12 protein-coding genes are annotated in these 12,789 nt (G+C 66.8%); 10 read left to right on the top strand and 2 right to left on the bottom strand.

Features of this window, described 5'->3' with window-relative positions; genetic code table 11:
* The first annotated feature begins 82 nt into the window (after positions 1 to 82).
* The 6 genes from C1877_RS11760 (at position 83) to C1877_RS15780 (ending at position 6,287) form a co-directional block, all read left to right on the top strand.
* On the top strand, positions 83 to 1,663 hold the full coding sequence (locus tag C1877_RS11760) for a GNAT family N-acetyltransferase (protein ID WP_015538842.1): 1,581 nt from the start codon (positions 83 to 85) through the stop codon (positions 1,661 to 1,663).
* 119 nt (positions 1,664 to 1,782) lie between these two features.
* A complete protein-coding gene (locus C1877_RS11755) occupies positions 1,783 to 2,316 on the top strand; it encodes a GNAT family N-acetyltransferase (protein WP_041238839.1) in 534 nt (177 codons plus the stop codon).
* A gap of 129 nt (positions 2,317 to 2,445) precedes the next feature.
* Entirely contained in the window at positions 2,446 to 3,327 is an 882-nt protein-coding gene (locus tag C1877_RS11750) for an alcohol dehydrogenase (RefSeq protein WP_114569313.1), read from the top strand.
* Positions 3,328 to 3,405: 78 nt separating this feature from the next.
* Positions 3,406 to 4,959, top strand: coding sequence for a GGDEF domain-containing protein (locus C1877_RS11745; protein WP_114569246.1), 1,554 nt, complete (start codon positions 3,406 to 3,408; stop codon positions 4,957 to 4,959).
* Complete coding sequence (locus C1877_RS11740; protein WP_231847548.1) at positions 4,956 to 5,960, top strand: GGDEF domain-containing protein; 1,005 nt, start codon at positions 4,956 to 4,958, stop codon at positions 5,958 to 5,960. Before C1877_RS11745 ends, C1877_RS11740 begins: the two co-directional genes overlap by 4 nt.
* Positions 5,961 to 5,999: 39 nt before the next feature.
* Positions 6,000 to 6,287, top strand: a complete 288-nt coding sequence (locus C1877_RS15780; RefSeq protein WP_083808867.1) for a hypothetical protein — start codon at positions 6,000 to 6,002, stop codon at positions 6,285 to 6,287.
* A gap of 65 nt (positions 6,288 to 6,352) precedes the next feature.
* Here C1877_RS15780 and gdhA read toward each other — a convergent pair whose 3' ends face one another.
* Positions 6,353 to 7,684 carry an NADP-specific glutamate dehydrogenase gene (gene gdhA / locus C1877_RS11735; RefSeq protein ID WP_015538838.1) on the bottom strand — a complete coding sequence of 444 codons (1,332 nt, stop codon included), beginning with the start codon at positions 7,682 to 7,684 and terminating at the stop codon, positions 6,353 to 6,355.
* Between the two features lie 336 nt (positions 7,685 to 8,020).
* Between gdhA and C1877_RS11730 the strand changes: the two genes are divergently transcribed.
* From C1877_RS11730 to C1877_RS11715, 4 genes are read left to right on the top strand one after another with little or no spacing between them, the layout of a single operon-like run.
* Positions 8,021 to 9,376, top strand: a complete 1,356-nt coding sequence (locus C1877_RS11730; RefSeq protein ID WP_015538837.1) for a DUF2130 domain-containing protein — start codon at positions 8,021 to 8,023, stop codon at positions 9,374 to 9,376.
* Positions 9,377 to 9,431: 55 nt separating this feature from the next.
* Positions 9,432 to 9,755: a hypothetical protein gene (locus C1877_RS11725; RefSeq protein ID WP_041238838.1), complete on the top strand. Its 324-nt coding sequence runs from the start codon at positions 9,432 to 9,434 to the stop codon at positions 9,753 to 9,755.
* Complete coding sequence (locus C1877_RS11720; RefSeq protein ID WP_015538835.1) at positions 9,752 to 10,081, top strand: type II toxin-antitoxin system RelE family toxin; 330 nt, start codon at positions 9,752 to 9,754, stop codon at positions 10,079 to 10,081. Before C1877_RS11725 ends, C1877_RS11720 begins: the two co-directional genes overlap by 4 nt.
* Before the next feature lie 22 nt (positions 10,082 to 10,103).
* Positions 10,104 to 11,882: a hypothetical protein gene (locus C1877_RS11715; protein WP_114569245.1), complete on the top strand. Its 1,779-nt coding sequence runs from the start codon at positions 10,104 to 10,106 to the stop codon at positions 11,880 to 11,882.
* Between the two features lie 327 nt (positions 11,883 to 12,209).
* On the opposite strand, the gene C1877_RS11705 is transcribed toward C1877_RS11715, so the two are convergent.
* On the bottom strand, positions 12,210 to 12,704 hold the full coding sequence (locus tag C1877_RS11705; protein ID WP_041238836.1) for a YaiI/YqxD family protein: 495 nt from the start codon (positions 12,702 to 12,704) through the stop codon (positions 12,210 to 12,212).
* Positions 12,705 to 12,789: the final 85 nt, after the last annotated feature.

The raw sequence follows: 12,789 nt of genomic DNA, 5'->3' as shown, positions 1-12,789 counted from the left end.
TACCGTGGTGGGCTTCCGTGGGACAATGCGCTGATGGATTCTAGGGGGCTCGGCCCCGCGAGACAAGGAGAGGGGGAGGGCCATGGCCGGTCAGGCGGCGATCGCGCAGGCGGCGCCCAGGAAAAGCCATGTGGCACGCGGCATCGCGTTCGCGGCGCTCGGCGGCATCTGCTGGGGGTTCTCGGGAACCTGCGCCCAGCTCATGACGAGCGAGCTCGGGGTGCCGGTGGCGTGGATCACCTGCGTGCGCCTGCTGCTGGGGGCCCTCATCTTCCTCGTGGCGTGCCTGTTCAAGAACTGGCGCAGCCTGCGCGCCGTGCTGCGCGACAAGCGCTCGCTGCTGCGCATCGCGGCCTTCTCGATGTTCGGCGTGCTGCTCACCCAGATGAGCTACCTGTCGGCCATCTCCTACACGAACGCGGGCACGGGCACCGTTCTGGAGCGCCTGGGCCTCGTGGTCATCATGCTCATCGTGTGCGTGCGCGTGCGGCGCTGGCCGAAGCCGCGCGAGCTGTTCGGCCTCGTGTTCGCCTTGGGCGGCACGTTCCTCATCGCCACGAAGGGCAACATCGGCGCGCTCGCCATACCGGCCGAGGGCCTCATGTGGGGCGTCGTGTCGGCGTTCGCGCTGGCGGCCTACACGCTGCTTCCCGGCAAGGTGCTGGCGAAGTGGGGAAGCTTCATCGTCACGGGCCTGGCCATGCTCCTGGGGGGCACGGTGGCCACCGTGTTCGTGCAGCCATGGAGCATCCCCGTGGGCATCACGCCGGAGCTCGTGGGCGTCATGGGCGCCATGGTGATCATCGGCACGTTCGCCGCGTACCTGTTCTACCTGCAGGGCATCACCGATGCCGGCCCGGTGCGCGCCGGTCTCGTGGGCTGCGTCGAGCCCGTGTCGGCAACGGTCATCTCGGCCGTGTGGCTGGGCACGCCCGTCACGCCGGTCGACGTGGCGGGCATCGCCATGATCGTGGTCATGGTGCTCTTGGTGACGCAGCGCGAGGAGGCGCCCGCGAAGGGCGAGGGCGGCCTGGACGGATCGCCCGATGACCTGCCTCCCTTCGAGGGGCGTGCGTCGCTTCTGGGCTATTATCGCTCCCGCCCGGCGGTGCATGACGACTTCGTGCGCTTTCAGGAGGTGCTGGAAGACGGCCACGAGGCGCTGGCCGCCTTGGGCATCGAGGAGAAGGGGTCGAAGAAATACCCCTCCGAGCGCCGTGTCATGCGGGCCATCGACTGGGGCACCGCCCACGTGGTCACGGTGCCCGAGCGCAGCGGCGAGGAGGAGGCCGCCGGCGAGCGCATCATCGGCGTGTTCGCCGTCGATCCGCGCGGAGACGAGGCCTACGGCCGCTCCTCGGGCGCGGACTGGCTCACCGAGTCACCCGACCCGCCAGATGGCGAGGCCTCGTATGCGGCCCTGCACTGGGTGTGCGTGGCATCGGAGGCGCGCCGCCGCGGCGTGGGCATGTTCATCCTGGGCGAGGCGGAGCGCCTTGCGAAGGCCGCCGGCAAGCGCAGCCTCCGCTGCGATGTGTACGAGGGCAACGGGCCCATGCGCGCGCTGCTCATGGAGTACGGCTTCTCGTCCTGCGGCACCATCGCCTTGCGCGACCGCTTGGGCCGCGAGAGACGCCGCGACGCGTTCGAGCGCCTGTGGTGAAGGCGGGCATCCCCGCCGGCCGTGCAATCCCCTGACCGTGCGCCGCCGTACCCCTACGGCGCCTATCCGATCGCCGCTCTGTTTCGAACGGCTCCTTTGAGAAGAAAGAGAACACCCCCGTGCAATTCCGCTCAACCCGCGCGTCGGACGTCGACCGCATCATGGACATCCTCGCCGAAGGCCGGCGCGCGCTCGCCGAGCTCGGCATCGACCAGTGGCAGGGCGGGTACCCGCATCGCGAGGCTATCGAAATCGACCGTGCACGCGGCGAGTCCTACGTCGTGGTCGACGACGAGGGCACCGTCGTGGCCACGGCCATGGTGGGCTTCTCGGGCGAGGGCGACTACGACCTGATCGATCGAGGCTCCTGGCTCACGGCCACGCGTTCGGACGATGCGTGCTACGGCGTGGTGCACCGCGTGGCGGTATCGGCATCGTGCAAGGGACGCGGCGCCGCCTCGCTCTTGCTGGCCTGCGCCGAGGAGCTGACGCGCGACCGTGGATGCGAGAGCGTGCGCATCGACACGCATCCTGGCAACCTGCCCATGCGCCGTTTGCTGGAGAAGAGCGGCTACGCCGAATGCGGCGTCATCTACATCGCGCATGCCGAAGCGGGCACGCCCGAGCGCATCGCCTACGAGAAGCTGGTGTAGGCGGGCGGGCTGCCGCACCGCGGTTTTTCCTGCGTCGCGCGCATCGGCGGGAGCGCGTAGCTGTCGAAATTCTGTCGGTTGCCCATCTGGGAGGCGGCTTCGGTTCGGCACGGTATAATGCTGAGCATTATGTCGGTGAAATCTCGCGAGAAAATAGCGCTCTTCGTGTTCCTGGCCCTTATCGTCCTCAGCCTGTGCGGCTTGGGATGGTACCTGGTGGCGGGCCACTCCTGGAACGTGGCGGCGTCGAACCTGGACGACACGTTCGGCAGCATGGACGGCTACACCGCCATCGTGTACCCGGGGACCGCCGTAGAACCGGCGGCTGGGAAGGATGCGGACGCCGCCGTACCGAAGGACGGCGCGGCCGGGGACGCGGCCGACGGCAAGGACGCGGTCGACGGCAAGGACGCGGTCGACCTCGTGGCCGGCGACAAAGGGGTCGATACCGGTGCGGCCGCTGACAGGGAGGCCGATACTGGCTCGCCGGACGCCTTCGGCGCGGCCGACGGCAAGGACAGCTCCGACGCGGCCGGGAACGCGCCCGTCCCCGAGGCGGAGGGCGAGGGAAGCCTGCTCGGCCCGAAGAAGAAGACGCTCAGCGCCCAGGAGGCCAAGGAAGGCTACGAGGAGAAGGGCGCCACGGTGTTCTCGCTCGACACGGTCGACCTCGACGCGTACCGCGAGGGCGTCATCCTGAAGAAGGGCGGGCACCGCTTCGGCGTGTTCGGCATCGCCGAGCCCACGTCCACCATCGTACTGGAGAAGCAGATCGCCTACTTCAAGCGCCACAAGGTCGACTTCATCGTGCTCGTCACGCCCGACAAGGAGTACGCCGAGGACGTCTCGGGCATCGACATCGTGGTGTCCACCCAGGACGAGGACCTGTTCGTCATGGGCGAGACCATCGACGGCACGTTCTACGTGGACGCCCCGGCCGTCGGCTCGGTGGGCGCCATCCTCATATCTCCCAGCAACGTCGTGTCCGCCAAGGTGCTGCAGGCCTCGTAAGGACCGCTGAAGGGCGGCCGCGGTATGGGGCCATGTTACAATGCCTCCGTGGATCTAAAGGCGAAGGAGCTGTACGTAATGGCAGGCGAAGCGCGCAACGGGCAGGGGGCCTCCAGGTTCTCGTACAAGCAGATGGCGCTCTACGGCGTCATGCTGGCCGTCGCCTCCGTCCTGGTGGTGTTCGTGTTCGGCGCGTTCATGGCAGTCTCCGACATGCGGCACGAGGCGGACGTGTCGATCGCGTCGGCACTTCCCCGCGTGGAAGGGCGCATCGACGAGACGTTCAAGCTGCTCGAGACGCTTGCGGAGCGCGAGACGCTCTACGATCCTGACGTGGATGTCATGACGAAGGTCGACCTGGTTGACAAGGTGAACGAGCATTTCGGGTTCTTCCTGCTCTGCTACGTGGATGCCGGCATCAACGTGTGGGACGCGACGGGGCCCGCCAGCCTGGCCAGCCGCTCGCACATGCAGCGCGTGTACTCCACCGGCGAGCGCTACGTCACCGACAGGTTCGTGGCGGGCGCCGACGGCACCACGCTCAACTACACGGTGATCGTGCCGCTGCGTGACGGGCGGGGCGCCATGACAGGCTCGCTGTTCGCGTCCATCTACTTCGACGAGATGGTGGAGATGCTTGACGAGAGCCGTGCGAGCTCGTACGTGGAGTCGCTCATCGTGGGCGGCAAGGGCCAGGTCATGTCCGCCACGTCGGGACACGAGTACGATGACCCCTTCCTCGACCCCATCCGCGACACCATCGCCTTCGGCATGACGGCCGACATCGTGCAAAGCGAGCTTTTGGCCCTGAACCCGGTGACGTTCTGGACCGTCGACGGCCTCGACGTGCGCTACTACTCCGCCTATCCCGTGGTGGGCACCGAGTGGGACATCGTGGGCGTGGCGAGCTTCTGGGACGCCTACGCCAAGGTCATGCGCGCCGTCTTCCCGCTGGCCATCGTGGCGGTGGCGGTCATCGCCACGGCCTTCCTGCTCATGCGCCGCCCCTTCGCGCGCCAGATGGAGGAGGCACGCCTTTTGGAGAGGTCGGTTGCCGAGCTGCAGAAGAAGGTGTACACCGACGGGCCCGCCGAAAGCGGCTTCGCCGACCTCATCGAGCTCACCTCCTCGGGGCTCTCCGACGGACTGACCGGTACGGTGACGCGCTCGGTGTTCGCAAGCCGGCTCGCCAACGCGCTGGACAACGCCGGCGACGGCATCTACGCGCTCTGCTTCATCGACCTCGACGACTTCAAGAACATCAACGACACGTTCGGACATGCCACCGGCGACGTGGCGCTCAAGACCGTGGGCTTTCTGCTGCGCGAGTACGAGCGCCGCTACGACGGGCTGGTCGGGCGCTACGGGGGAGACGAGTTCACCTTGCTCATGACCGACTTCGACGACGAGGCCGAGCTGCGTCGCGTCCTCGACGAGCTCACCGGGCGCCTGCACGTGAGCATCCAGGCAGGTGGATCATCGTTCGAGGTGCACTGCAGCGTGGGCGCGACGGTGTGGGACCGCCAGGCGGACGCCGACGAGCTCTTGGAGCAGGCAGACCGGGCGCTGTACCTCGTCAAGCAGCGCGGCAAGGAAGGCTACTGCCTCTACCAGGACGAGGGGCTGTCGTGAGACGCGCGGGGTGGCGAGGGGGCTTCGGGTTCGCGATGCTCTCCCTCGCGGCGGTGGCGCTGTGCGCCGTGCTGGGCGTTTCCGCCTACAACGAGGTGAAGGACATCCGTCGGGTCGATGCCGACAGCCTGCTTGCCTCGTTCCAGCAGACCATCGAGCTGAAGCTGAAGGGAAGCCTGGGCGAGACAGGCGATTTGACGGCGGCCCTCGAGGTCGACCCCGACGACGAGTCGTGGCTCCCCGCCGCCGCAGGCGCGCTCCTCGAGCGCGACGAGGTGGTCGGCGTGCTCTACGTGGTGGGCGACACGATGCGCTACGCGTTCCCGGAAAGCGACTTCGGCGACATGGCAGGGCGCGACCTCACCCAGTTCACCTACGTGTTCACCTTGGCGAAGTGGATCGACGGATTCGTGGTGGAGGGCCCGGTTACGCTGGCGAACGGCGAGGAGTCGTTCGTGTTCCTGGAGCCCGTCGACGTCGACGGGGCGTACCACGGCGAGGTGGCGGTGGCCCTCAAGGCGGATTACGTCATTGAGCAGCTTGGGCTTTCGCAGCTCGAGCAGGACGGCTACCTCTACGAGCTTTGGGCGGTCAGCCCCCAGGACGGGCGCAAGGACGTCATCGCCGTCTCGGACGGGGGCCGCGACTTCTCCCATGCGGCGAAGGCGTCCTTTGACATGCCCACCGAATGGACGCTATCCATCATGCCCGCCGACGGCTGGGTCCCGGGCCCTTGGACGGCGGCCATCGTGGCCGTGGCAACGGCGATCGCGCTCCTCTTGGTCGGCTGCCTGTTCATGGGCATGCGGGCGAGGCGGGCAAGCCGCCGCGTCGACCAGGCGAGGCGCACCGATCAGGAGACGGGCATGTACAACTTCGGCGGCTTCGTCGAGGCGCTGGGAAAGGAGAGGCTCGGCCCCGACTCGCCGCTCACGCTCATATGCGTGACGGTGGACGACTTCGAGGAGACGTCCTTCGCCATGGGCTGGGACGCGCGGTAGGGCTATCTCGGCAAAGTGCTCGAGGAAATTGGTGCCGCGGTGCACGGCGACCAGGTGAGCGCGCGGGTGGGCTGCGGGACCTTCGTCGTCGCCATCCGCGGGCGGGTGGGCAAGCATGTGCTCGCGGACCTGATGCGCTCGCTCGAGCTCGCCCTCATGTGGAAGGCGCGCGCAGGCGACCGCAAGGCGTTCTGCCGTGCCCGTTCGGCGGCCGTGTGCTATCCGGAGGACGGCGACGACCTCGTGGCGCTCTTGGAGCGGACGATCGCGCTGCTCGATCGCGACAAGCCGGAGGGGTTCGGCTCCAATCGCAGGCGCCGGGGCTAGAACGTGAAGCGGCCCCCGCCGAACGTCGGGGGCCGCTCGATGCGCTCGCTTCGTCGCGCTTCGCGCTACACGATGCCCTGGGCCATCATGGCGTCGGCGAGCTTCTTGAAGCCGGCGATGTTCGCGCCCATGACGTAGTTGCCCTCGTGGCCGTATTCCTTGGCCGCGTCGTCCGCCGCATGGTAGATGTTCTTCATGATGCCCTGCAGCTTGGCATCCACTTCCTCGAACGACCAGGAGAGGCGCTCGGAGTTCTGCGACATCTCCAGGCCGGAGGTGGCCACGCCGCCGGCGTTCGCCGCCTTGCCGGGGCAGAACACCACGCCGTTTTCCATGAGGTAGTCGGTGGCATCCATCGTGGTGGGCATGTTCGCGCCCTCGGCCACGATCTTGCAGCCGTTCGCCACGAGCTGCTTCGCGTCGTCGATGAGGAGCTCGTTCTGCGTGGCGCAGGGCAGGGCGATGTCCACGGGCACGCTCCATACGCCGCGGCCGTCGTGGTACTCCACGCCCGCCTTGCGCTTGGCGTACTCGCTGATACGGCCGCGCTCGACCTCCTTGATCTGCTTGACCAGGTCCACGTCGATGCCGGCCGGGTCGTGGATCCAGCCGGTGGAGTCGGAGAGCGTGACCACCGTAGCACCCAGCTGCTGGGCCTTCTGCGTGGCGTAGATGGCCACGTTGCCGGAGCCGGACACGGCGACGGTCTTGCCCTCGAAGGAGTCGTCATGGCAGTTCAGGTACTCCTGCACGAAGTAGATGAGGCCGTAGCCCGTGGCCTCGGTGCGCGCGAGCGAGCCGCCGTAGGCGAGGCCCTTGCCGGTGAGCACGCCCTCCCACACGTTCTTGATGCGCTTGTACTGGCCGAACATGAAGCCCACCTCGCGGGCGCCCGTGCCGATGTCGCCGGCCGGCACGTCGGTGTCGGCGCCGATATGGCGGTAGAGTTCCGTCATGAAGCTCTGGCAGAAGCGCATGACCTCCAGGTCGGACTTGCCCTTCGGGTCGAAGTCGCAGCCGCCCTTGCCGCCGCCCATGGGCAGCGTGGTCAGGCTGTTCTTGAAGATCTGCTCGAAGCCCAGGAACTTGATGATGCCCAGGTTCACCGACGGGTGCAGGCGCAGGCCGCCCTTGTAGGGCCCGAGGCAGCTGTTGAACTGCACGCGGTAGCCGCGGTTCACGTGCACGTTGCCCTCGTCGTCGACCCACGGCACGCGGAACATGATGACGCGCTCCGGCTCGACGATGCGCTCGAGCAGCCCCGCCTTCTCGTAGGCTGGGTTGGACTCGATGACCGGCTCCAGGGACTTCAGCACCTCGGTGACGGCCTGGATGAACTCCGGCTGCTCGGAATCCTTGGCCTTCACCTGCTCGATGACGCGATCGACGTAACTCATCTTCGTGGGACCTCCTTCGGGGAATTTGCATCTTTCGCCATTATACGGGGCGAATCTTGAGGCTTGCGATGATTTAAACGTTTTGAAACAAAGAGCACGATAGGCGGCGGTTTGGGAGCGGGATGGGAGCGTGACGAAAGCCCGGGGGTAAGGTCACATTCCGGGGGTAAGGTCACCTTCTTGGACGGGCAACGACCCTGGCGCCCCTGCGAGAACGCGGCCTTACTCCCGGCTTTCGCCATGTCCGAGTGAAAACATCGCCAATCGTACCGAACGTGGGACTGTCGGGCGCTGATCGATGCGGTAGAATCGGGGGATACACGAGAAGGAGCGAGCATGAACGAGATCAAGTGCCCCCATTGCGGCGGGATGTTCACCATCGACGAGGCCGGCTTCGCGGCCATCCTCAAGCAGGTGCGCGACGCCGAGTTCGACAAGGAGGTGCGCCGCCACGAAGAGCTGCTGGCCACCGAGAAGCAGCAGGCCGTGCAGCTAGCCGTGGCCGAGGCGCTGGGCAAGGCGCAGGGCGACGCCGCGGTCAAGGAGGCGCGCATTGCGGAGCTGGAGGCTCGCCTGGATGCGGCGGCGCGCGAGCGCGAGAACGAGGCGCGCCTCGCCCAGGCGGAGCGCGAGCGCGCGCTGGCCGACGCCGTGGCGGCGAAGGACGCCCGCATCGCCGAGCTCGAGCAGCTGGCCTCCTCGCAAAAGCGCGCCTTCGAGACCGAGAAGCAGCTGGCGGTCCAGCAGGCGCGCTCGGCCCTCGAGCGCGAGCGCGACGCGCTGGCGGCGCAGGTCAAGTTCAAAGACGCCGAGAAGTGCCAGGCCACCAGCGCCCTCAAGGAGCAGCTGGCCATCGAGCTCAAGGCGAAGGACGACATCATCGCCTACAAGGAGGGCGAGATCGAGCGTTACAAGGACATGAAGGCGCGCCTGTCCACCAAGCTCGTGGGCGAGTCGCTCGAGCAGCATTGCGAGGTGGAGTTCAACAAGCTGCGCGCCACGGCGTTCCCGCGCGCGTACTTCGAGAAGGACAACGATGCGTCCGAGGGCTCGAAGGGCGACTTCATCTTCCGCGAGTGCGACGAGGAGGGCAACGAGATCGTCTCCATCATGTTCGAGATGAAGAACGAGTCCGACGAGTCGGCCTACCGCCACAAGAACGAGGAGTTCTTCAAGAAGCTCGACGCCGACCGCGCGAAGAAAGGCTGCGAGTACGCGGTGCTGGTCACCTTGCTCGAACCCGAGAGCGAGCTGTACAACCAGGGCATCGTGGACGTGTCGTACCGGTTCGAGAAGATGTACGTCATCCGGCCGCAGTTCTTCATCCCGATGATCTCCATCCTGCGCAATGCGGCGCTGAACTCGATGGCGTACAAGGCGGAGCTCGCCGTCGTGCGCAACCAGAACATCGACATCACGAACTTCGAGGAGTCGATGGAGGCCTTCAAGGCGGGCTTCGCGCGCAACTACGACCTGGCCAGCCGCAAGTTCCAGACGGCCATCGACGAGATCGACAAGACCATCCTGCACCTGCAGAAGACGAAGGAGGCGCTCATGTCGTCCGAGAACAACCTGCGCCTGGCGAACAACAAGGCCCAAGACCTCACCATCAAGCGCCTGACGAGGAAGAACCCCACCATGAAGGCCGCCTTCGAAGCATTGAAGGCCGAGCAGGAAGAGGACGCGTCGTAAATTGCCTTAAGTCGTGAAGATATGATAGTATATTTTCACGACTTAAGGAGGTCGCATGGCAACACCCGCAGAGCTTTTGGACAACATGGTGCCGGTGTCGGCGTTCAGCCGGGGCAAGGCGGCGCAGGCCTTCTCGTCCGCGTCGAACTCCAATCCGGTCATCGTGCTGAAGAACAACGCGCCTTATCGCGTCATTACCACGCCCGACGAATACGCGTACCTGTCCGAAGTCGAAGCCGACATGGTGCTCATGGCCGAGGCGATGGCGCGTTTGACGGCGAACCAGGACGCGGGCTTCCTGTCCGCCGACGAGGTGTACGCCGACCTGGGCATCGCTCCTGAGGATATCGCCGCAGCCGACGACGTGGACCTGTCATGACATGGGAGCTTTCGTTTCTCCCCGAAGCGCAGGATGATTTGAGGAGCCTCGACGGATCGCAGCGCATCCGCGTCGTGAAGGCGATCGCCAAGGTTCAGGAGAATCCCTTGCCCGCATCCGAGGGCGGTTACGGAAAGCCTCTCGGCAACAAGCGCGTATCCCAGCTCAGCGGATTGATGAAGGTGAAATTGAAGTCAGACGGCATCCGCATCGTGTACAAGTTGGAGCGAGCAGAGCATGCTATGCGCATCGTCGTCATCGGGGTGCGATCCGACGATGTGGTCTACCGCGAAGCGCAGAAGAGGCGGGAGTCTCGCGGATTGTAATCTGAGTCGGACGGAGCGCAGCATGCGGCACGATGGCGAATCGGCGGGAAACGAAGCGAGCGGCTCGATGCTCGCTCGGGCGGGGTACGCGCTGGCGGGCACGCTCGTTGCGGTGCTCGCGGCATGGCTCCTCTCGCTTATCGTGCCGTCGGCGCACTCCGGCTTCCTCGAGCTCTTCGCGTTCGTGGCCGCGATGAGCGCGGTGCTCATGCTATGGGCGGCGTTCAAGCCCTCGCGCGGCTCGTCGGGCTCGGTGGCGCTCGAGGCGCTCGTCGTGTTCGCGACCATGATGCTCGTCCAGGTTGCAAGCGACTTCCTGCGCTCGCCGAGCATGTTCGGCTATTCCAGCCCGCTCGTCTGGTTCTGGGGCTACGCGATGTTCATGGTGTACAGCGGGCTGGGTCTCGCGCTGCCGGCGGCATGGGCGCTCGGCAGCAGCGTGCGTTGGGCTCGGCGTTCATGGGGCTGGGTCGCGGGCGAGGCCGCCTTCGTCCTGGTGGCGGGAGCGCTGGCCTCGGCCGGCGTGCTCGACCTGTCCTCGAGCCTCCTCGGCTTCGCGTTCCAGGGCCTCGTCTTCGTGGCGGCCGCGCTGGCAGCGGCGGGCGCGGTCCAGCGGATCGTCTGCGAGCTCGTCTGGCGCTCGCGTGGGGAGCGGGCGGGCGACCAGCCGCCGCGCCCGCACGCCCGACCGACCGCGCGCCCTGCAGCGCGCCCGGACGTCGCGCCGCGAGGCAAGCTGCGCACGGCCTGTATAGCCGTGCTGGTCGTATCGGTGGCCGTCAGCGTGGCCGCGCTCGCGTTCTTCCTCGCATGCCGCCAGTACGCTTTCTCGCAGGGGCTCGCCCTGCGCAACGTCGTGTACGACGTGCCGACCTTCTGCGTGCTGGCCACGTGCTTCGTCGCCATCCCGTTCGCCGCCATAGGCGCGGCGGCGGGGCCGAGCAAGGATTACCGTATCGCTGGGTATGCCGTGCTCTGCGCGCTCGTGCTGCTCCCCGTCATGCTGTTCAGCTCGGCCCGCCTGGACGTTCCCGAGGAAACCGAGCTGCCCGACGGAACGATCGAGGTGGTGACGCCCGTGTGGTTGGACAAGCCGCGCGTGCGCTATGCCGTACCCGAAGGGCCCCTGTTCATGCGCCTGCTGCCCGAAGCAAGCGAAGCTGCGGTCCCCGAAGCGGAGGATCCGCTTCCGCGCGAGCAGTCGGGGCACTCCTACCATACGACCGGCACCATCGCATCCATCGACGAGGAGGCGCAGACGCTCGAGCTGGCGGTGACGGATTCGACCGAGTACCTTGCCGTTGGCGAGCGCGTGACCGTCGAATGCGCGATGGCCGAGCATTTCGACGTCCCGTTCGACGAGCTCGCGGTGGGGGAGACGGTGCAGATCCGCTCGACCGAGGCCTGCGCGGACAGGGTCATCGTCGCGCAGAAGGTGTTCGTCGAGATCAGCGAGTACTACCGATCGGAAGGGGGTCCCGAGCGCAGCCTCGACGACATCCTCGCGTCGTACGATTGCCCCTACGCGATCACCGGCACGGTCACCTCGGCCGTCGGGGAGGGTGGGTTCTCGTTCCGTGTGGACGACGGGGGCGGATTCGTCGAGAACGGCACCGAGCTGCACGTGTCCGAAGCGTTCGTCGAGCGACGGCTGTACGGTATGAAGGGCTTGCAGTGGGGAATGGACGGGGTGATCATCGGGTTCTCCGACCTGCCGGCCGAGGGCGTGCTGCGCGCGAAGGTGATCGTCGGCAACGATGACACGTCGTCCGACTACTGGGAGAACATGCCCGCCGCATGATGCGCTGCAATGATGGCCTCGACCCCGCTTCGAACAACATGAGAAGGAGGCTCCGTTGACCGCCGATCGCCCCGATGATTTCCCGTACGAACCCAAGCGCGAGCCGAACGACCCTGCCATGCGAGAGGGGTACTGGCGCGTGGCGATGGGCTTGCAGGAGGTCGACGGGCTCAAGCCGTCGCCGTATCTGCGCGAGCTCGCTGGCGAGCACGTGCGCGGGGTTCGCGGTCTGGACGAAACGGGCGACATGATCCGCGCCTACTACGGGCGGAAGAAGGATGCGATCAACCAGCAGCAAGTGGGGGAGCGTGAGGCGCCCCTCGCCCTTCAGTCCCCCTCGCGCAGCGCCTTGTCGACGAGGCGTCGGAGGTTCGCGGCGAAGCGCTCGCGGTCGTCGTCCTCGAAGGCGGCGGGGCCTTTCGTCCGACCGCCCTGGCGGCGCACCTTCTTCTCCTCGTGGCGGATATGCAGGTCGAGGTCGATGGCAGCCAGCGTGAACACGCGCCCGCGCACGCCGATGGCCTGCGCGCCGCGCCCGAGCGCCATGGCTGCCAGCCCGATGTCCTGCGTCACCACGATGTCGCCGGGCTGGAGTTCCTGCACGATGGCGAAGTCGGCCGCGTCGGCTCCCACGCCCACGGGCAGCGTGTCTGCCCAGAACCCGTCGGTGGGCGAGCGCGGATCGCCCCGGCGCAGATGCCGTGCCAGATTCTGCGTTGAGTTGCCTGCGATGACGACCGGCACCCCGCAGGAGCGCGCCACGGCGAGCGCCTCGGCTGTGACAGGGCATGCGTCTGCATCCAGGAAGATCGTGGGTTTCATGCTGCCTCCGTCGTTTTCGTGATCCCTCTCCAGTATAGGGTTGAGAACCGTGGGGTTTGCGCGCATTCCGTAACGGGCCGGTGAC

It is taken from the genome of Gordonibacter pamelaeae, assembly GCF_003340385.1.
Taxonomy (GTDB): domain Bacteria; phylum Actinomycetota; class Coriobacteriia; order Coriobacteriales; family Eggerthellaceae; genus Gordonibacter; species Gordonibacter pamelaeae.
The sequence above is the reverse complement of the archived record's forward strand: the minus strand, read 5'-3'. Positions and strand labels throughout refer to the sequence as shown.

Bases quoted from the DNA above. Each gene is read 5' to 3' on its own strand.
- C1877_RS11760 (WP_015538842.1), top strand. From the start codon at position 83: ATGGCCGGTCAGGCGGCGATCGCGCAGGCGGCGCCCAGGAAAAGCCAT.
- C1877_RS11750 (WP_114569313.1), top strand. From the start codon at position 2,446: ATGTCGGTGAAATCTCGCGAGAAAATAGCGCTCTTCGTGTTCCTGGCC.
- C1877_RS11745 (WP_114569246.1), top strand. From the start codon at position 3,406: ATGGCAGGCGAAGCGCGCAACGGGCAGGGGGCCTCCAGGTTCTCGTAC.
- gdhA (WP_015538838.1), bottom strand. From the start codon at position 7,684: ATGAGTTACGTCGATCGCGTCATCGAGCAGGTGAAGGCCAAGGATTCC.
- C1877_RS11730 (WP_015538837.1), top strand. From the start codon at position 8,021: ATGAACGAGATCAAGTGCCCCCATTGCGGCGGGATGTTCACCATCGAC.
- C1877_RS11725 (WP_041238838.1), top strand. From the start codon at position 9,432: ATGGCAACACCCGCAGAGCTTTTGGACAACATGGTGCCGGTGTCGGCG.
- C1877_RS11720 (WP_015538835.1), top strand. From the start codon at position 9,752: ATGACATGGGAGCTTTCGTTTCTCCCCGAAGCGCAGGATGATTTGAGG.
- C1877_RS11715 (WP_114569245.1), top strand. From the start codon at position 10,104: ATGCGGCACGATGGCGAATCGGCGGGAAACGAAGCGAGCGGCTCGATG.
- C1877_RS11705 (WP_041238836.1), bottom strand. From the start codon at position 12,704: ATGAAACCCACGATCTTCCTGGATGCAGACGCATGCCCTGTCACAGCC.